Source organism: Tenacibaculum aquaeponti (genome assembly GCF_052084715.1).
In the GTDB taxonomy this organism is placed as follows: Bacteria; Bacteroidota; Bacteroidia; order Flavobacteriales; family Flavobacteriaceae; genus Polaribacter.
On the sequence record NZ_CP197288.1, the window covers coordinates 2,896,431 to 2,915,178 of the forward strand.

Here is an 18,748-nt window from a genome sequence, read left to right on the forward strand (position 1 = left end):
AATTATTTTATAATTAGTTTTTTTGTTGTTTGTTGATTTCCGTTTTCAATTTGTAACAGATATAAACCTGAGTTTAATTTTTCAAAATCTAATTCTGTAGTAAACTTATTTGAAACATTTTTGTATGCTACATTTTCAACCAAACGTCCGCTAAAATCGAAAACCCTAAGTTTAACCTCTTCGGTATTTAAAACATCAAAAGATATATTAAATCTACCATTAGAAGGGTTCGGGAATAAACTAAAATTATTGAAACTAAAATCTTCTACAGAAGCAGTAGGATTATCTACAATAGTAAAGTTTGTAGAATTTACATTAAAAAATATATTATCAACGGCTTCAACCATAATTCTTGCTTGAGTTGTTGGTAAGTTAGGGATAACAACATCTTGAGAACCATCGTTAGGAGTACTGTCAATTAAAACGGTATCGAAAGTTAATCCTCCATCTGTTGAAAGTTTAATTCTAACATTCTGACAATTAATTGGTGCTTGATCTGTTGCAGATTTATCCCAAGTGATTGTTTGTGTAGTAGCTCCATTCCAACTCACAGCTGTACTAGGTGCTGTAACTTTGAAAGGTAGTACGTTAACTACTGTAACGACTACGTCATCTCTTGAAGTACCACCTCCGCCAAGATTGTTGTCTCTTACGACAAAAGCAAAATTAAATTCTCTAGCAAAAAAAGGTAAAACTTCCCATTTAGATTGAGTTTTACCTTGTAAAACAGTTTCTAATTTAGGAACGTATCTTGTTGGGGTACTAATAGGAGGGAAAGAACGAAATGCAGGTCCAGACGTACTGATATCTGATGGAGGAACAATTGTAGGTTCATTATCAGTTTGTTCCCATGTATAAGTTAATCCTGTGTTATTGGTGTCATTTGCTTCACCTCTTAAGGCAAAAGGTGTTAATTTAGGTATTGTATAATCGCTACCAGCATCTGCAGAAGGGACATTATTTGCTGTGCTTGTAAGATTAGCACAAGAAGTTGTCTCTATGAAACTCCAAATTAAGGACAAACTAACTGCATGAAAATAATCATCACCTCTATTTTGGACATTATGATTAGAAAACCTATCGTTACATCTACCTGCATAACTCATAATAGTTGAACCACTTCCTGGTTCCACAGCAGTAGCTTGTGATCTATTCGAATCATCACAAACTCCTGCATCTGCATTCCATGTATGAGGAGTCCCAAATTGATGTCCAAATTCATGAGCTAAAATTATATCAAACCCATCACCAGATGGAGTAATGTTTTCAGTAACTCCTCCAGCTTTAAAGTTTCTGTCACAGACTGAATTCAAGAAAGCAACTCCGCTACCTCCAGGGTTATCCGCTGCTAAAATATGGCCTACATCATAATTATTAGTTCCTATTAAGTTGTCACAAAGGGATTGGTTTTCAGTTAGTAAAGTGGAAGTGTTGTCGTTTGTTAAATTATCTCTACTAGGATCTAAAAAAATTAAAGGATTGTCGCCACTAATTAGTACTATTTCTAATTTTACACCTATTTCTCTTTCAAAAATTCCATTTATACGAGCAATTGAGGTATTCATTGCCGATAAAACAGCAGCTTTTTGTTCGTTTGTACTTCCTGTTGAAACACCTTGTTGATTAATATGAAATTGAGCGTACTCTCCAGTACAAGATAAAGCTAATTTATAAGTTCTTAAGTTACCATCATTCAAAGGGATAGATTTTCGTTTGTTGAAACTAACCCTTTCATTAAATTCACTTTCAACTTCATTTTTAACTTTACATGAAAAATTATCTTCTAAAATATTATTATTTTCTATTAGAAAACTAATATAAGTTTTGTTATCTTTTGTATAAGGATTAATTAATAAAGTAGAATGATTTCCAGATTTTAGTGAAATATTTATTCCATTAGAACCAACAGTTAATTTACCTGTTTCGGTTTTATCTTTAGTACTAATTATGTTGTAAGAGGTAATTAAACCATATTCTTTAGCTACTGGCTCTGTAAAGTTTGAAGATTCAATAATCTGATAATTTATAATTTCGCCTTTGTGGTTTGGTAGCTCAATAGTTTTATTTAATCCTCGAGATTTAAGTGTTAATTTTTTTTTGAAATTTGCAAGATCTAAGCTAAAGAGATCAAATTTAAGAGGATTTGTGTCTCTTTCTAATAATTGGTTACTTCTAAATGATAAGTTTTCAGAATCTAATTTTTTCCAAGAACTTTGAGCATTAACTATATTAAAAGTTAAAAAAAGTAAAAGAAATGTAATTTTTCTCATGGGGTTAAATTTATAAAAAACAATAAACGAAATAGTTAAGTTTTTGTTTACTACTTGTTTTGGGTTAAATCGGGAGGTCAATATTAGTGTATAAAAAAATAATAACACGTTTTTTTAACACTCCTATTGGTGTTTTTGATTATTCCTGGAAATTCTGATTGGTTAGGGATAGCATCTAAATTTTATAAATTAATTTTTTTCCACGAAATTTGCTCAAACTACACCAAACTAAAATAACTATAAAATGTTAAATATTTTATAACAGATTACAAAAATATGAATAAAAACATCTGTTTAGTAGATTTATCTCAAAAAGATTTCAAAGATACTTGGGATTTACAAACAAAAACCTTACAAAGTATAGTAGATTTAAAAATTAAAAATAGAAGAGAGGAATTAAATATTCCTACTTCAAACTATTTTTTATTTGTTGAACATCCTCATGTTTATACTCTTGGGAAAAGTGGAGATATAAAACACCTTCTGTTAAATGAAAAACAATTAGAAGAGAAAGAGATTTCTTTTTACAAAATTAATAGAGGAGGAGATATCACATATCATGGACCAGGGCAAATAGTCGGTTATCCAATTTTAGATCTAGAAAATTTTTTTACAGATATTCACAAATATCTACGTTTACTTGAGGAAGTAATTATTAAGGTTATTGGTGAGTATGGTTTAAAAGGGGAAAGAAGTCCTGGTGAAACAGGTGTTTGGTTAGATGTTGGAACTCCTTTTGCAAGAAAAATTTGTGCAATGGGAATCCGAACAAGTAGATGGGTAACGATGCATGGTTTTGCATTGAATGTAAATACCAATTTGGGCTATTTTGATCATATTATTCCTTGTGGAATTAATGATAAATCAGTTACTTCTATGGAAGTTGAGCTTGGTGAAAAGTTAAATATAAACGAGGTTAAAGAAAAAATACTCTTCTATTTTAAAGAACTTTTTGAAGTAAATGAGTTTATTAAAAAAGCGAGCTTATAATATGCTCGCTTTTTTAATATTAGCTATATTTATATAATTACTTTCTAGCTTTAATATCGAAAGAGAACTGGATAATATCGTTGATCGCTTTATCTTTTAAACTATCAAAGAACTTACCAGATGCATATTGTACTCCAAAATCAGTTCTATCAACTCCAAAAGTATCACTTTTTAAAGTAACATCGTTTCCATTTTCAGTTAACGTAGCAGGAATTGTAATACTTTTAGTAACCTCTTTAATGGTTAAGTTACCAGTAATGTGTAGTTTACCATCTTTAACCTCAGAACTAGCAACTACAAATTTTGCAGTAGGAAATTTTTCAGTATCGAAAAAATCAGCAGCCTTTAAATGTCCTTCTAATTTCTCTTTACCTTTTCCAGCTTCCAAATCCGAACAAGAAATAGAGTTCATATCTACTGTAAACTCACCAGCTTTTAAAAGACCAGCTTCAACATCAAATAAACCTTTTTCTAGTTTAATAGTACCGTTGTGTGCATCTCCAACTTTTTTATCTCCTTTCCATGTCATTGTAGATTCAGCAACATTTACATTGTAAGAATTGATAGGGTTAGTTATTTTTTTCTCAACTTTAACTTCTTCTTTAGTTTCTACTTTTTTTTCACTCTTACAAGATGTTAAAGCTATAGCTACTACTGCTAATGATAAGATTAGTTTTTTCATTTTTAGATTGTTTTATGTGTATTTAAAATTTATATTCCATGGCAAATATATTTATTATTTCTTGCCTGAAGAATTATTTTTTGTCTTTTGTGTCTATTACAATGGTTACTGGTCCGTCATTTAGTAATTCTACTTTCATGTCTGCTCCAAAGATTCCTGTTTGAACTTGTTTACCTAATTGATTTTCGAATTCTTTTACAAATTTCTCATACATAGGAATTGCGATATCTGGCTTAGAAGCTTTAATGTAGCTTGGTCTATTTCCTTTTTTTGTTGATGCATGTAAAGTAAATTGACTTACCACTATCGCTTCGCCATGTGTTTGTAATAACGAAGAGTTCATCACATTATTTTCATCATTAAAAATTCTTAGGTTAACTATTTTTTTTGCTAACCATAAAATATCTTCATCAGTATCTTCATCTTCAATACCAATTAATATTAACAATCCATTTTTAATGCTTGAAATAACTTTATTTTCTACAGTAACACTTGCTTTTGAAACTCTTTGAATTACAGTTCTCATAACTTAATTATTGTCTTCCAGATAAAATATCAGTTCTATAATTTTCTTCTTCACCTTCAATTATTTGTAAATAACTTTTGTAACGAGACCAAGAGATTTCTTCATTTTCTAAAGCATCTTTAACAGCGCAACGAGGCTCGTTTAAGTGAATACAGTTGTTAAATTTACAATCTTGTTTTAAAGCAAAAAATTCAGGAAAATAATCACCTAATTCATCTTTTTCCATATCAACTACTCCAAAACCTTTAATTCCAGGAGTATCAATAATAGAAGCATTAAAGCTTAAATCGAACATTTCTGCGAAAGTTGTAGTGTGTTGTCCTTGTTTATGCTGATCAGAAATTTCTTTTGTTTTTAAATTTAAAGAAGGTTCTATATAATTTACTAAAGTAGTTTTACCAACACCAGAATGTCCTGAGAACATACTTACCTTATCAATCATCATGTTTTTTATTAAATCAACATTTTTACCTGTAGTAGCAGAGGTTTCAATACATTTATAACCAATTGGTTCGTAAATATCTTTTAAGTATAAAATTTCTGCTTTTTGTTCAATTGTATATGTATCTATTTTATTAAAAATAAGAATAACATCTATAGAGTAAGCTTCTGCAGTAACTAAAAAACGATCGATAAACGTAGTGAATGTAGGAGGATTATCAATAGTAATTAGTAGAAAAACTTGATCTATATTTGAAGCAATTATATGAGTTTGTTTAGATAGATTTACAGATTTTCTAACGATATAATTTTTTCGTTCTAAAATATCTGTAATAATTCCTGTCTCCTCATTGTTTTTTGTTTCAATTGTAAATACAACGTGATCTCCTACAGCAATTGGGTTGGTACTTTTTATACCTTTTATTCTGAATTTTCCTTTGATACGACATTTATAAAAGGTGTTATCACTCTTAACCCAATACCAGCTTCCTGTTGATTTATATACCGTTCCTTTCATAAAACAAAGATGAGAATAAATTAGCGAATCTTAACTATAAGATTATACGGTTAAGTCATTTATTTTTTGAGGAATGCTTCCTTTTTCTCCTAATCGAATTATACCAAAAATAATGTTTGCAATAATTCCAGGATTTGTAATTAAAGAAGCTATTTCTGAAACATTATGATCTCTTTTAGTTATTAATATTTGAATTTGATTCTTTGGAGAATTAGCTAGATTCTCAGCAAAACCCCATGCACCATCTCTAGCTATTTCCATACTAAAATTAACCAAAAAGTTATCAAATTTACTAGTGAGTTTTAATATTTTTCTTAAAAAAGGCCAAATTGTAGCTAAGTCATTTTCAACATCCGATACCAAAGAAGAGAGAATTGTATTTATTTTATTGAAATCGTTTTTTAAGCTTTCAATGTTTTCTCCTTTAGTTACTTCGTAGGCAGCTATTCCTAAATCTAAATTAATGTGCGCATTCATTCCTATTAATAAATGCTGTAGTACAATCGGCCAAAATTTTTCAGATAAGTTAAATGCTTTTTCCCAAGATTGAGTTATAGGGATGTTTTTTTTAAAATTATAATAAGCATCAATATACCTTGTCGCAAAAATTACATCTAGTTTTTCCATTCTAGGTCCATCATCAAAGAATCCTTCGGCAATACCTTCTTTAACTTTTATAGTAACTTTTTTATAAAGAGCAGCAAAATAACCAAGAGTAGAAGAGGTTTGTTTAGATTCGGTAATGATGTTTTCTAGTGTGTTGATAACATCATCGATTGTATTGATGGTTCTCATAGTCGGTTGATTTAGATGACTAAAGAAAATAAAAAAAGCGCAAAACTGCGCTTTTTTTATCCGTTAATAATCTTTTTCTGATGATTAATACTTTCTTGGTGAATTGCTTTAAATATTTTTAAAACAAATTCTTCACTTAAATTATTTTCTTCACCTTCTAAAATCATTTTGCCTAATATTTCGTTCCAACGTTTTGTTTGCAAAATAGCGACATTTTTTTCTTTCTTTAAAGAACCTATTTTATCAGAAATTTTCATTCTTTTTCCCATCATTTCGATTAATTGGTGATCTACCACATCGATTTGAGTTCTTAAAGTATTTAGTGCATTTTTGTAATCGGCTTCAGTATCTGTTTCCTTTCTGATTTTTAAATCAATCATCATTTGGATAAGAGTAGCTGGTGTTATTTGTTGTTTTGCATCACTCCAAGCATTATCTGGATCATAGTGAGTTTCTACCATTAATCCATCAAAATTTAAATCTAAGGCAGTCTGACAAATATCAAAAATGATATCTCTTCTACCAGCAATATGAGAAGGATCGCAAATTAAAGGTAAATCTGGATAACGATTTTGTAATTCGATAGGAATTTGCCAGTTTGGATTGTTTCTATATCTCGTTTTCTCATAAGTAGAGAAACCTCTATGAATAGCTCCTAATTTAGTAATTCCAGCAGTATAAAAACGTTCAAAAGCTCCTAGCCATAAAGGTAAATCTGGATTTACAGGGTTTTTAATTAAAACGATCTTGTCAGTTCCTTCTAAAGCATCTGCAATCTCTTGAACGATGAAAGGACTTACTGTTGTTCTTGCTCCAATCCAAAGAATATCAACATCGTGTTTTAATGCTAATTCTACATGGTTTTTGTTGGCTACCTCTGTAGTTGTTAACATTCCAGTTTCTTTCTTGGCAGTTTCTAACCATTTTAATCCTAAAGCACCAACACCTTCAAAATTTCCAGGTCTAGTTCTTGGTTTCCAGATTCCAGCTCTTAAAACCGTAGCATCACTATCTTTTAATTCATGAGCAATTTTTAATACTTGATCTTCAGTTTCAGCACTACATGGACCTGCTATTACTAATGGATGATTAAGTTTGAAATCATCTAACCATGTTCTTAATTCTTTTTTGTTTTCCATTGTGAATCTCGTTTAATGAAGTTCTACTTCTTGTATTCCGTTTAAAATTTGTTTAATATGATTGGTATTTTCCATCTCAGTGTATATTGCTGAGAAATTATTCTTTTCTAATAATGATTTAAAATATTCTAAATTTTGAATGTATTCAGTTAAGGTTTCTATGACATTTTCTTTGTTTTGCTCGAAAATTGGAGTCCACATTGCAGGTGAACTTTTTGCCAAACGAACTGTAGAAGCAAATCCACTTCCTGCCATATCGAAAATATCTCGTTCGTTTTTTTCTTTTTCGATTACTGTTTTACCTAACATAAATGAACTTATGTGTGATAAATGTGATACATAAGCAATATGCTTATCGTGAGAAACAGGATCCATATATCGGATTCTCATTCCTAAGTTTGAAAAGATCTCTAAGGCTTTCTCTTGAAGTTTAAAAGCTGTTTTTTCAACTTCACAAATAATATTTGTTTTACCTCTGTATAAATTGTTTAAAGCTGCTGAAGGACCAGAAAATTCTGTTCCCGCAATTGGGTGCGTTGCTAAGAAATTTCTTCTTTTAGGATGTTCTTTAATTACTTCACAAACTTGTTCTTTGGTAGATCCTACATCAAAAACTAAACAGTTTTCAGAAACAATATCTAAAACTTTAGGAATTAAAGTCAAAGAAACATCTACAGGAACAGAAACAACAACAATATCTGCATTCTTTAATTCTTCAAAAGAAGCATCTTTATCAACTATACCTTTTTCAATAGCTTCATTAATATGAGCTTCATTATTGTCTACTCCAAATAGTACTGCTTCAGCATATTTCTCTCGAATATCTTTAGCTAAACTACCACCAATTAATCCAATTCCTATAATAAAAACATTCATAATTTTCTTAATTGTTATGATTTTCCAATCGGTTAATAGCTTCTTTAATTTGATCTTTATTTACGCATAAAGAGAAACGTATGTATCCTTCTCCTTGCGAACCAAAAATAGTTCCTGGTGCCGCGAAAATGTGATACTTATATAGCAATTCATTAATAAACTCTTCTGTTGTTTTTCCTGATGGAAGTTTTGCCCAAACAAAAAGCCCGCTTGTATTTTTATTAAAAGTGCAACCTATTTTTTCTGCTAATTGAAAAACAAGTTCTTTTCGTTCTTTATACAATTCGTTTTGTTGTTGAATCCAACTTTTAGAAGTTTTTAAAGCTTCTATAGCTCCTTTTTGTACTCCATAAAACATTCCTGAGTCCATTTGTGTTTTTACTTTGAGTACTTGGTTGAGAAAATTAGCGTTTCCTAACAACATTCCTACACGCCAACCCGCCATATTAAATGTTTTACTTAAAGAATTCAATTCTAAGGCCACATCTTTAGCTCCATCCAACTCTAAAATACTAGTTGGTTTTTCATTTAAAATGAAACTGTACGGGTTATCATTTACAATAAGAATACTATGTTTTTTTGCAAACTGAATTAGTTTTTCGTAGGTATTCTTTTTTGCATTTTCACCTGTTGGCATATGTGGGTAGTTAATCCACATTAACTTTACTTTAGAAAGATTTAAACTTTCTAATTCATCAAAATTAGGTTGGTATCCATTTTCTTCTGAAAGATTATAGTACACAGTTTCTGCACCAATAAGATTTGTAACAGAAGTATACGTTGGATATCCTGGATTTGGAATTAAAACTTGATCTCCTTCGTTTAATAAAGCTAAAGAGATATGCATAATTCCTTCTTTACTACCCATTAAGGGAAGCACTTCATTTGAAGGGTTTACAGTTGTGTTGTAGTGTGTTTTGTAAAATAATGAAATAGCTTCTCTTAATTCTGGGATTCCTTGGTAACTCTGATATTTATGAGCACCATTTTCGTTAATTCCATCTGTAATAGCTTTAATAACTTCTGAAGGTGGTTGTAAATCTGGACTTCCAATTCCAATATTAATAATTGGTTTTCCTTCAGCTATTAACTCTCTAACTTCTCTGAGTTTTCTTGAGAAGTAGTATTCTTGTACGGTATTTAAACGATCTGCAAATTGTATCATGATCTTCCGTTTTTATATTCTCCTAATATTTTAAAATCTGTAGCCATTATCTCTATAATTGCTTTGGCTTTAGCGTAATCGTCATAAGTATCGAAAGTAACATCAACGAAAAAAGCATATTTCCAAGGTGTTTCGATTTTTGGTAACGACTGAATTTTAGTTAAATTCAGTTTACAATCGCTCATTACATTTAACATTGCAGCTAAACTTCCTCGCTTATGATCTAATTCGAATTTTAACGATGCTTTATTAATGTTTTCTTTTCCGTTTTCTGGATTAGATGTCTGTAGAATTACAAAACGAGTAGCGTTATTTTTAATCGTTTGAATTTCATCTTCTAAAACTTCTAAATTGAAAATGTTTGCGGCCATTTTTGGAGCAATTGCAGCTACACCTTTTAATTGTTTATCAGCTATTCTACGAGCTATTGCAGATGTGTCTACATCCTCAACTAATCTGATATGACGATGTTTTTTAAAGAATTCTTTACATTGTAACAACGCCATTGGATGAGAACAAACTTCACGAATTTCTGTTATAGATTGATTCGGTAAAGCCATTAAATGATGATGAATAGGTAAGTAATATTCACCTGAAATATGCAAGTTGTATTTATCTATTAATGCATAGTTAGGTATAATTGAACCAGCAATGGTGTTTTCAATAGCCATTACTGCTTGTTCGGATTTTTGGCTCGTTAAACTTTCTACAAGAGCATCAAAAGATAAACATTTTTCTAAGATAATGTCTTCTTGATAAAACTTCTCTGCAACAATATGATGGTTGCTTCCTTCTATTCCTTGGATGGCTATTTTTTTCATTTTAATCCATAAAAAAAAGCCTCGAAAATCGAGGCTTTATAGTTTATATAATTTAATGTTATTTTTTAAATTTATGATACAAAGCCTCTCCTCTTACTAAAATAGTAAAAGTAAAAAAAGAAACCTTGCCATAAATTTTGTAACATATACTCTTAACTTAAATGTCTGAAACAAATCTATATATTAAAATGATAAAAACAAATAAATGATTTGTCAAAGTTTAATTTTTATGATTTTAATAAAAAAAGTTGTTTAATTTTTGAAAAGTGAAAAAAGTTTTGAGGTATTTATGTGTTTAATAAAAAATTAAATAAAATATTTACGTTCTTCTAAAGATAATAATCTACAACTTTTAGATATAAATTGATGTCGATATTTCGCAATTAGATCATAAACAGGATTACTAATGAAGTTTGGAACATATTTTAAGTAAGAAATGTAATACCATTTAGAGTTTAAATGACTTAAAATTTTTAAAAACCCATTTGCTTTAGTGTAAACTATTTGATTTTCAATTAAAAAAATAGAGTCTAATTGTTCATTAATATTAAACTGTAGCTTAATTTGTTTGCCAATATTAGATTGTTGAGAAATAAATCGTAATCTATCAGAAGGTTTTTTATTTAATATAAATAAGATAGATTGATTGCAAAATCCGCAAGTTCCATCATATAATACAATAACGTATTTTTCTAATAACTTTTTAGTTTCCATAAGTTTTATTTCGATATAGAAGTAAATATGATGCAATGAATAAAACTGAAACAATTATAGTCATTACAAATCCATAACTATAAGAACTATGTAATCCGCCAAAATAATCTAATTCTTTAACTTGGTTTAAGTTGCAGTACACTAAAAAGAAAAAGGTGATTTCAAAAGTTTTTTTAGATTTTGTAAAAGCTCCTAAAAAAACTGCAACTAGAACAATGAAGATAGCGCCAAGTAAAACATTTAATACACTACTAAAATTTAATTCTATTAAATACCTAATTAGTACAGGTAATGCAATAAATAATGAGATAGATAAGCCAGCTATAATTCTTGAAATAGTTAATCTTTTTAATGGATTATACGAAGAGTTGGTAAAGAAATGTGTTCTAAATGTTTGGTCCTTTGTAACTAAATCTGACCATACGGTTACTTGTAAAAACCATAAAATAGGTAATACATATAAATGAGCAATACTTAAAGGTATAAAAAACATACTTGTAAATCCGCATATAGTTAATATCCATAAATACGATGGGTTTTTACGAACAATCATTAATAACTCTGCTTCAATTAACGGAGCTAAGCTGTAAGACATTTCAATATCTTGATTTAAGTTTCCGAGCTTGAAATCAGCACTTTTATATTTAGTTTCTTCAGAAATAGTAATAGTTTTCCTAGGTGATTCCTTATAATTAAATCTATGAAAGAAAAAAGAAGCAATTACAGATACCAAAGCAGCAATTAAAATCCAAAACAACCTACTATATATGTACCAACTAGGAAAAAAAAGCGAGTTCATTTGAAATGTTTTTTCAGGATTTCTACTTCCAGAGACAAAACCAATAGATAATCCAATATCCTTTTTATTAAAAGTTTCTTGTACTTGATTTGCAACACTACTTGTTACATGTTGAATTCCAAAAATGTCTGAAGAAAAAACTGAAGTTTCATTATTAGTTGCTGAAAATAATGTAGCGAAGAATAAGAATAAAAACACTCCATATTGAAGCATTCGTTTAGTTGGAAAAAATATTTCTAATACTACAGCTAGATTAGCAATTAAAAACAATGTTGGAATAGCTATTAATACATAAGGTATAATAAAACTTAAAACATTGAAAGTATGGGTGTTTCCATACAAGAAAAATAATGCAATTCCAGTAATAAAAATTATAAGCAAAATGGTTAATAAAACTAAAAAATTACTTGCTATTTTAGAGAATATATAAGCAATATTTGAGATTTTAGTAGTTCCTATAATGTGACCAATTCTGGTTTCTATATCTTTTTTAATACTTCCATTAACTAAGAAGAATCCACATAAAGATAAAAATGTACTTGCTAAAATGGCTGTTACAAAACCGATCCATTCTGCTGTATAATCTCCAGTATATCCGCCAAAACTAACAGTGGTATAATTTGCTTCTTGAGAAGGCACAAAATTAAAAGCAATAAATAAACTAAAGGCTATAGTTATCAGAAAAGAATAACTTCTAATATATTGTAAATAATTTCCTTTAATAATATTGAAATATTGTAACATCATGGTTTTAGTTTTTAGTTAAATAGATATAGGCATCTTCTAGAGTAGGAGTAACCATTTCTCCAATTTGATTCACTGCATTTGAAATGTAACGTACTTTAAATTCGTCATTCATTCGATATGAACTAACTACGTTAAAATTGTTTTTGAAATTATTTATATTAGCTCTACTTATAGTAGTTTCATAAACTTTACCTTCTGCTAGTTTGGTAATTGAATCTTGTTTGTCTTTAATAATAAGATTACCTTTTTTCATGATCGCAACTTCATCTGCGATAGATTCTATATCAGAAACGATATGAGAAGATAGTATAACGATTCTATTTGTTGCTAAATCTGAAATTAAATCACGGAAACGCAATCTTTCTTCTGGATCTAAACCAACAGTTGGTTCATCAAAAATTAAGACTTTCGGGTCATTTAATAATGCTTGTGCAATTCCAATTCTCTGAATCATTCCTCCAGAGTATGTTTTTAGTTGGTTTTTAGCTGCATCAGTTAAATTAACCTCTTCTAATAATGTTTCAATTCTATAGTGTAAATTTTTTCCACCGACACCTTTCATAGCAGCCATATATGCTAAAAATTCGTAAGCATTTAAGTTAGGATATACTCCAAAATCTTGAGGTAAATAACCAAGTGTTTGACGCATATAATTAGGATGTTTCACCACATCATTTTCATTTAAGAAAATATCACCTTGCGTTGGTTTTGTAATGGTAGAAATCATTTTCATTAATGTTGATTTACCGGCACCATTCGGACCTAAAACTCCTAAGATTCCTGATGAAATATCAATAGAATAATCACTTAATCCTATTTTCTTTGAATTGTATTTTTTCGTAAGATTTTTTATCGTTAACTGCATGTTCTTTAATTTTTAAGGTGAATATTCTATTGATATTTTTGTTTTTTTATTGAAAGACTATCCTTTGCTAATCATACGTTGGAAGTTCTCTTTCTTAACATGTACTTGTGATAATGGAATAGATTTTTGAGTCTTATCTTTTTCGTCTACTTCTTTAAAACGATTGTTAAACTCTTTAGCTGTACAATAAGAAATTGTGTTTGTGTTTGTAGATTCGAATGGACTATTAGTTTCTAATACTAATCCTGGTAATCCGAAGAAAGTATGAGGTCCACCGTTTACTGGAATTTCTGGAGTAAACCAAACATAAATATCAGCATTTCCTTTTAAGTGAGCTTTTTTACATTGGTATCCGTTAATATCTTTTTGCTCATCAGTAAATTCCCACTTAATGTTGTTACTTTTTTCTTGGAAAAAGATGTCTTTACCCATAAAGTTTTCTTTTCCTTTAATTTCTCCTTTTTTGTTCTTTAAAACATAAAAAGTATATCCTGTTGTACTTAAATTTTTAACTTCAGAAACAGAATCTAAAACGAATAACGATTCTTTAGTTTTTGTGTTGATATAATATGTACTATGAACTTTGTAATCTCCCATCATCTTTAAAAAGTTTGATAATTTCTGAGGATCTTGAATTTGCTTTTTCATCATTCCAACCATAAAGTCAGATACACATCCACTGGTATAATTTACTTTAAGTACTTCTTTTTTATTTGATTGAGCGTTAGTGTTTAATGCGAAGATTGCACAAATGATTACTGCTAAAGTTTTAAATGTTTTCATGGTATTAAGTTTTAAAAGGTTATATTTTTTAATTTTTATAAATTGAATTTTATTCCTGCTATGAAATAGTTTAATGATTGGTTATTTACCAGCGTTGTGGTAATACCGTTTCTGATGATGAATTGTGAGTTATAAGCATCGTTTTCAAAGATGTTTAACAATTCTCCTAAGTGTCGTCCTTCTATACTATAAGTGATTTTACCTTTAGTATATTCAAATCCTAGATTAATGTTCTTTCTAGAAAAAGTAGTGTTGTTTATAATGTTATTATCGTATAAGAAACTAATGTTTCCTTTGTAAGATTTATCTTTAAATAAGATTGAAAAAGAACTGCTTGAGTATCTAGAATCGTAAGATAAATTTTCAACTTCATCAGTAATAAAAGATAATCTTGTAGAAAGACTAAAATTTATAAAACTGTCTGTTATTGTTTCTATATTTAATCTTGGAGCTATATTTTGTGTTGTAATATTTACATCTTGTTGCCCGATTTTAGACGGGTATTTAGCTCCAGAATATGATAGAGAAAGATCAACTTTTGTAGGAAACTTAATTGGCGCTACTGTTTTAGAGTAAAAAGTTTCTATAGAATAGTCTTGTGCTTTTTCGGCAATGAAAAAATCATATTCCGAAATACCGTTTTGTTGTTGTACAAAAGCTCTTCTTAAAGAATTATTCTGTGTTTCATAATTAAAAGAGATAGAGAATATTTCTGCATCAAAAAGATTATCGTAATTATAACTCGTGTAAAATTGATCTGAATAGTTAAAGCCTAAAGGAAAAATTGAATTTCCATTCCAGATACTATTAAAAGGTTGAATTGTATTTATACCAGATTCTATTTCGTTGAATTTTCTTTTTCTAGAATAACTAATGTAATATCTATGCATTTTACGATCATAATCTACCCAAAGTGACATTGGTATAAAAGTGTCATTCTGTTCAGTAATGTTGTTTAATGTGTTAGAAAAAACATCTGTTCCTAAAGAAAATTGATAATCTAATCCTTTTTTAATAACATCGTTACCTCTTACTTTTAAGTTTACTATGTAATTATTACGATCTCTTTCTATAAGATTTATACTATTATTTTTGTCGAAGATTTTTTCTTGAGTCCTGTAATAATCCAGTGTTAACCTTGGAATAAAGATTTCAGATACTTTTAATCGTAACCCTAAACCTCCAGAAAATTGATTCTTATTAAACTTATAATCTTGTTCATCGTTAATTGTAGATGAATTATCTGTAACGTTATAATCGTTCAAGAAATTTGTTCCTTCATGATATAATGCTGTATTTGCCTCTAAAATTAAATTCTTTCTAAGTTTACTTTTTAAATTTAATTGATGATATCCTGAGAAAACCTCATTTAAATTACTAGATGAAATATTGTTAGTGCCGCTTGCTGTTCCGTTAGTGAACAACTCATTTTCAATTGTACTTTTATTTGTATCATCTATATAATTTGCATTTAAATTGTAACTTAAAATTGTTTTGTCTGAAACTTTGTATGCTAAACCTAAAGCGCCTAAGAAAGATTGAGTTTTTGTTCTTGTATTATCTGTTGTATTTAATAAATTCTCATTGTTTAATGTGCTTGTGTTTTGTAAAACACTGCTAATTCTATCTGGAGCAAAGTGATAAAATACTCCTGAAGTTTTTAAACGTTGAGTTTGATTTCTTAAAGTTAAGTTTGTGCTTGAAAAGAAATCTTTTTGAAGGTTTTCGTTTGATGCAAATAACATTCCTAAACTCTGAGCCTGATATGGAGAGAAAGGTTGTCCTACACTAAATAATTTCTTTATTTCGTTTGATTTTATTGTTGTTTTACCAATGTTGTTGGTGTTTTGTGTTAAGAATGCGTTTAAAGATTGAGAGAATAAAAATCCTTTTGCACGTATTTCGTATTTGTTGTTGTAGCCGTACTTAGTCTCTAAAGAACCATTCATAATTGTTTGATTCTTATTTTTAGTGTCAATGTTTAATACACTTTCTTCTTCATCTTCAAAATCTAAAGAGAAATCATCACTATAGTTATTAATTACGCTAATTCCTTCTATGATTTTATTTTCAATATTTTCTAAAGCAATACTATTTTGATTTTCAAATGAAGGTTTTTTGTTAACTAAAATTTTATCTATGTTTTTTCCTTTATAAATAATAGTCCCATCATCAGAAAGTCTAAAGTTTGGTATTTTCTTTAGTATGTCTTTTAAATTGTCGTTATCATATAAGTTAAGTTTATCTAACTCTAACTTAACAGTGTCTTTTGCTTTTTTACTAGACACTAGAATTACTTCATCTAAAGAAGTTAGATTTTCTTCTAGTGTGAAATTTTTAATAATTGAGTTTTTGTTTAGATCTTCAGTTGTAAAGTTGTATTGTTTTTTAAGAAAAGCAATGTGAGATACTTCTAATGTATAACCCGAATTTACAGCAGCTTTAATTTCATAGTTTCCTTGTTCGTTGGTTACAGTGTACTCTATAATTTTCTTTTGAGTATTGTAAAGTATTACTGCTACACCTTCTATAGGAAGTTGATTTAAGTCTATCACTTTTCCTGAGATAACCTTACTTTGAGCAAAACCTAATAAGGTTTGCATTAAGAAAATAAGGATGATAATATGTTTACGATTTAAATTCATTTCAGTATGAGTTATACAATGTTGTTTTCATAACCATATACATTGTAAAGCTATGTATATGGTCAAAAAAATTATTCTTTCTTTCTTTTTCTTGTTGTTCTTAGCAGTATAGTTAAAAGAATATATAATGTTAATGCGCTAAAAAATACGGCAGGAATGAACCAATTACCTAGTATTTCTGTTACATTCTCATTTGTCTTTAACATTCCTAAGGCTACAAATTCTCCGTCTTTTAAGAATAAACCAGTATTTTCTGGATATCTAATTTTCAAGTACATTAAAATCCCAAAACCTAATAAAAGAATGTATAGAATAGCAAAAACACTATAAACAAATCCATTTTTTATATTTAAAAATATAGCTTCAAATATATGTTTAGGATTAAAAGTTCTTGTTGCTTGTTTTAATTTTTTGTCAGCAACTAAAGGTTTTAAAACTACCTCTGGATCTCCTAAATCTTGTGTTATTTTTAATATTTTTTCCACTTCGTTTGTGTTGCTATTATTTAATATACCTTCATATATATGGCTATTAAACTCCATTAATACATCTTGTTTATCGCTATCCGCTAACACAGAAATCGTTCTACGAATTCTTCCAAAATAATTATCGTAGATTTTTTGAGCCGATTTGTCTTTAAACTCTATGTTTTTCATTTTGTTAGCTTTTTAATTGATGTTTCAAGTGATTGCCAATACTCAATCATTTCGTCTAATGTTTCAACCCCAATAGCAGTAAGTTGATAATATTTTCTAGGAATTCCTGATTCTTGTTCTACCCATTTAGAAGTCACTAATCCTTCTTTTTTTAGTCGATTCATTAATGGATACAATGTACCTTCAGCAATTTCTATAGTTGTATATTTTTTTACCTGTTCAATAAGTTCGTAGCCATAAAACTCATTATCTCTTAGTACATTTAACAGGATAAAAGCTAATGTACCTTTCTTTACTTGCGACTGCCATTTTTGAACAAATTCTGAATTCATAATTCAAATATATAAAAAAATACATTGTAATGCTATGTATTGTGCTAAAAAATGTTAGACTGTTTGCGTTTTTAAAGACTTTTTATTGAATTTAATATTGATTTTTTCAATGAACTTCAATTTAAGATGTTGTCCGAATGCAATAAAATTTAATAATATCATTATCGAGCCAAAAGTGTAAAATTCCATAAATACCGCGATTCCTACGTGTAATAAAACAACTAACCACAATGTTACTTTTCTTGTGAATTTAGTGAACATTAAAATTGGGTATAGTAATTCTAAAATCACAGTTCCCCACCCCAGTATTTTAAAAAACATTGGATAAGCAATTAAAGGTAATGAGTTTTCAATTACACTATCAGAAGTGTAAGTGTTTATAACGAACCATATTGCATTTCCATCAATCCAATCTGTACCTAAAGCTTTTCCTAGTCCAGCAAAGAAATATACCAGACACAAATGAATTTGTAAAAATCGTATGATAAATGAATACAATGAACTTTGTATGTCTTTTTTAAATAATAAACTAGAACATATAGCTAGATTAATAAATAATGTAAACGACATGAAATAATCTGCTCCGTAAGAGAATAAGTAAGCTGAATTAATTAATGTAAAGTGAACAAACCAAGCTACAAAAGCAAATCCAGTTCTTTTAAAATTAGAAAGTATTGCTATTAAGCTACCAATATACATAAAGATAAACACTAGTAGCGTAGCATTAGCATTTAAGCCGATATAAGAAAAACTTTTAAAGAACCAATTTAGTACTGGTTGGTACCAAAAAGCATATCTTTGATTTACTTGGCTTTTAATAATGCCTTGATCGCTAAAAATATGAAATACATCTGGTAATACTGTAAGTATATTCACTAAAGCAAAAAGAGTAATAAGTTTAATCGCAAACTCTCTGTTTATACTTATAGAATTTTTAAAAATAAAAGATTCAATTTTAGTAATCATAATACTATTATTAATTGTT

The 18,748-nt window shown here is 28.8% G+C and carries 18 protein-coding genes; 1 reads left to right on the top strand and 17 read right to left on the bottom strand.

The window, feature by feature from the left end; translation table 11 throughout:
• Window positions 1-2: 2 nt before the first annotated feature.
• Window positions 3-2,270 carry a reprolysin-like metallopeptidase gene (locus ACSIGC_RS13085; protein WP_442265259.1) on the bottom strand — a complete coding sequence of 756 codons (2,268 nt, stop codon included), beginning with the start codon at window positions 2,268-2,270 and terminating at the stop codon, window positions 3-5.
• 276 nt (window positions 2,271-2,546) lie between these two features.
• Here ACSIGC_RS13085 and lipB point away from each other — a divergent pair, with 276 nt between their 5' ends.
• Entirely contained in the window at window positions 2,547-3,260 is a 714-nt protein-coding gene (gene lipB, locus ACSIGC_RS13090) for a lipoyl(octanoyl) transferase LipB (RefSeq protein ID WP_442265260.1), read from the top strand.
• 37 nt (window positions 3,261-3,297) lie between these two features.
• Here lipB and ACSIGC_RS13095 read toward each other — a convergent pair whose 3' ends face one another.
• The 16 genes from ACSIGC_RS13095 to ACSIGC_RS13170 form a co-directional block, all read right to left on the bottom strand.
• Window positions 3,298-3,942: a YceI family protein gene (locus ACSIGC_RS13095; protein WP_442265261.1), complete on the bottom strand. Its 645-nt coding sequence runs from the start codon at window positions 3,940-3,942 to the stop codon at window positions 3,298-3,300.
• A gap of 73 nt (window positions 3,943-4,015) precedes the next feature.
• A complete protein-coding gene (gene dtd, locus ACSIGC_RS13100; protein ID WP_442265262.1) occupies window positions 4,016-4,468 on the bottom strand; it encodes a D-aminoacyl-tRNA deacylase in 453 nt (150 codons plus the stop codon).
• A gap of 7 nt (window positions 4,469-4,475) precedes the next feature.
• Window positions 4,476-5,426, bottom strand: coding sequence for a ribosome small subunit-dependent GTPase A (gene rsgA / locus ACSIGC_RS13105; protein WP_442265263.1), 951 nt, complete (start codon window positions 5,424-5,426; stop codon window positions 4,476-4,478).
• Between the two features lie 42 nt (window positions 5,427-5,468).
• Window positions 5,469-6,221: a DUF5995 family protein gene (locus ACSIGC_RS13110; protein ID WP_442265264.1), complete on the bottom strand. Its 753-nt coding sequence runs from the start codon at window positions 6,219-6,221 to the stop codon at window positions 5,469-5,471.
• A gap of 56 nt (window positions 6,222-6,277) precedes the next feature.
• Window positions 6,278-7,360 carry a chorismate mutase gene (locus tag ACSIGC_RS13115; RefSeq protein WP_442265265.1) on the bottom strand — a complete coding sequence of 361 codons (1,083 nt, stop codon included), beginning with the start codon at window positions 7,358-7,360 and terminating at the stop codon, window positions 6,278-6,280.
• 12 nt (window positions 7,361-7,372) lie between these two features.
• A complete protein-coding gene (locus ACSIGC_RS13120; protein WP_442265266.1) occupies window positions 7,373-8,236 on the bottom strand; it encodes a prephenate dehydrogenase in 864 nt (287 codons plus the stop codon).
• A 7-nt stretch (window positions 8,237-8,243) separates the two neighbouring features.
• A complete protein-coding gene (locus ACSIGC_RS13125; protein ID WP_442265267.1) occupies window positions 8,244-9,401 on the bottom strand; it encodes a pyridoxal phosphate-dependent aminotransferase in 1,158 nt (385 codons plus the stop codon).
• Complete coding sequence (locus tag ACSIGC_RS13130; protein WP_442265268.1) at window positions 9,398-10,222, bottom strand: prephenate dehydratase; 825 nt, start codon at window positions 10,220-10,222, stop codon at window positions 9,398-9,400. Before ACSIGC_RS13130 ends, ACSIGC_RS13125 begins: the two co-directional genes overlap by 4 nt.
• A gap of 306 nt (window positions 10,223-10,528) precedes the next feature.
• Window positions 10,529-10,936 (bottom strand): thiol-disulfide oxidoreductase DCC family protein, encoded by a 408-nt coding sequence (locus tag ACSIGC_RS13135; protein WP_442265269.1) that lies wholly within the window; start codon window positions 10,934-10,936, stop codon window positions 10,529-10,531.
• Window positions 10,926-12,482, bottom strand: a complete 1,557-nt coding sequence (locus ACSIGC_RS13140; RefSeq protein WP_442265270.1) for a hypothetical protein — start codon at window positions 12,480-12,482, stop codon at window positions 10,926-10,928. The genes ACSIGC_RS13135 and ACSIGC_RS13140 overlap by 11 nt, the downstream gene beginning before the upstream one ends.
• Before the next feature lie 4 nt (window positions 12,483-12,486).
• Window positions 12,487-13,347 (bottom strand): ABC transporter ATP-binding protein, encoded by an 861-nt coding sequence (locus tag ACSIGC_RS13145; RefSeq protein WP_442265271.1) that lies wholly within the window; start codon window positions 13,345-13,347, stop codon window positions 12,487-12,489.
• A gap of 57 nt (window positions 13,348-13,404) precedes the next feature.
• Window positions 13,405-14,130, bottom strand: a complete 726-nt coding sequence (locus ACSIGC_RS13150; RefSeq protein ID WP_442265272.1) for a GLPGLI family protein — start codon at window positions 14,128-14,130, stop codon at window positions 13,405-13,407.
• Window positions 14,131-14,165: 35 nt separating this feature from the next.
• Complete coding sequence (locus tag ACSIGC_RS13155; protein WP_442265273.1) at window positions 14,166-16,775, bottom strand: carboxypeptidase-like regulatory domain-containing protein; 2,610 nt, start codon at window positions 16,773-16,775, stop codon at window positions 14,166-14,168.
• Window positions 16,776-16,846: 71 nt separating this feature from the next.
• On the bottom strand, window positions 16,847-17,431 hold the full coding sequence (locus ACSIGC_RS13160; protein WP_442265274.1) for a hypothetical protein: 585 nt from the start codon (window positions 17,429-17,431) through the stop codon (window positions 16,847-16,849).
• Window positions 17,428-17,763, bottom strand: coding sequence for a PadR family transcriptional regulator (locus ACSIGC_RS13165; protein ID WP_299677561.1), 336 nt, complete (start codon window positions 17,761-17,763; stop codon window positions 17,428-17,430). The genes ACSIGC_RS13160 and ACSIGC_RS13165 overlap by 4 nt, the downstream gene beginning before the upstream one ends.
• Window positions 17,764-17,817: 54 nt before the next feature.
• Window positions 17,818-18,729, bottom strand: a complete 912-nt coding sequence (locus ACSIGC_RS13170) for a hypothetical protein (protein WP_442265275.1) — start codon at window positions 18,727-18,729, stop codon at window positions 17,818-17,820.
• Between the last annotated feature and the right edge of the window lie 19 nt (window positions 18,730-18,748).

Excerpts from the sequence above, each read along its gene's own strand:
- ACSIGC_RS13085 (WP_442265259.1), bottom strand. The coding sequence starts at position 2,270 with ATGAGAAAAATTACATTTCTTTTACTTTTTTTAACTTTTAATATAGTT.
- lipB (WP_442265260.1), top strand. The coding sequence starts at position 2,547 with ATGAATAAAAACATCTGTTTAGTAGATTTATCTCAAAAAGATTTCAAA.
- ACSIGC_RS13095 (WP_442265261.1), bottom strand. The coding sequence starts at position 3,942 with ATGAAAAAACTAATCTTATCATTAGCAGTAGTAGCTATAGCTTTAACA.
- dtd (WP_442265262.1), bottom strand. The coding sequence starts at position 4,468 with ATGAGAACTGTAATTCAAAGAGTTTCAAAAGCAAGTGTTACTGTAGAA.
- rsgA (WP_442265263.1), bottom strand. The coding sequence starts at position 5,426 with ATGAAAGGAACGGTATATAAATCAACAGGAAGCTGGTATTGGGTTAAG.
- ACSIGC_RS13110 (WP_442265264.1), bottom strand. The coding sequence starts at position 6,221 with ATGAGAACCATCAATACAATCGATGATGTTATCAACACACTAGAAAAC.
- ACSIGC_RS13115 (WP_442265265.1), bottom strand. The coding sequence starts at position 7,360 with ATGGAAAACAAAAAAGAATTAAGAACATGGTTAGATGATTTCAAACTT.
- ACSIGC_RS13120 (WP_442265266.1), bottom strand. The coding sequence starts at position 8,236 with ATGAATGTTTTTATTATAGGAATTGGATTAATTGGTGGTAGTTTAGCT.
- ACSIGC_RS13125 (WP_442265267.1), bottom strand. The coding sequence starts at position 9,401 with ATGATACAATTTGCAGATCGTTTAAATACCGTACAAGAATACTACTTC.
- ACSIGC_RS13130 (WP_442265268.1), bottom strand. The coding sequence starts at position 10,222 with ATGAAAAAAATAGCCATCCAAGGAATAGAAGGAAGCAACCATCATATT.
- ACSIGC_RS13135 (WP_442265269.1), bottom strand. The coding sequence starts at position 10,936 with ATGGAAACTAAAAAGTTATTAGAAAAATACGTTATTGTATTATATGAT.
- ACSIGC_RS13140 (WP_442265270.1), bottom strand. The coding sequence starts at position 12,482 with ATGATGTTACAATATTTCAATATTATTAAAGGAAATTATTTACAATAT.
- ACSIGC_RS13145 (WP_442265271.1), bottom strand. The coding sequence starts at position 13,347 with ATGCAGTTAACGATAAAAAATCTTACGAAAAAATACAATTCAAAGAAA.
- ACSIGC_RS13150 (WP_442265272.1), bottom strand. The coding sequence starts at position 14,130 with ATGAAAACATTTAAAACTTTAGCAGTAATCATTTGTGCAATCTTCGCA.
- ACSIGC_RS13155 (WP_442265273.1), bottom strand. The coding sequence starts at position 16,775 with ATGAATTTAAATCGTAAACATATTATCATCCTTATTTTCTTAATGCAA.
- ACSIGC_RS13160 (WP_442265274.1), bottom strand. The coding sequence starts at position 17,431 with ATGAAAAACATAGAGTTTAAAGACAAATCGGCTCAAAAAATCTACGAT.
- ACSIGC_RS13165 (WP_299677561.1), bottom strand. The coding sequence starts at position 17,763 with ATGAATTCAGAATTTGTTCAAAAATGGCAGTCGCAAGTAAAGAAAGGT.
- ACSIGC_RS13170 (WP_442265275.1), bottom strand. The coding sequence starts at position 18,729 with ATGATTACTAAAATTGAATCTTTTATTTTTAAAAATTCTATAAGTATA.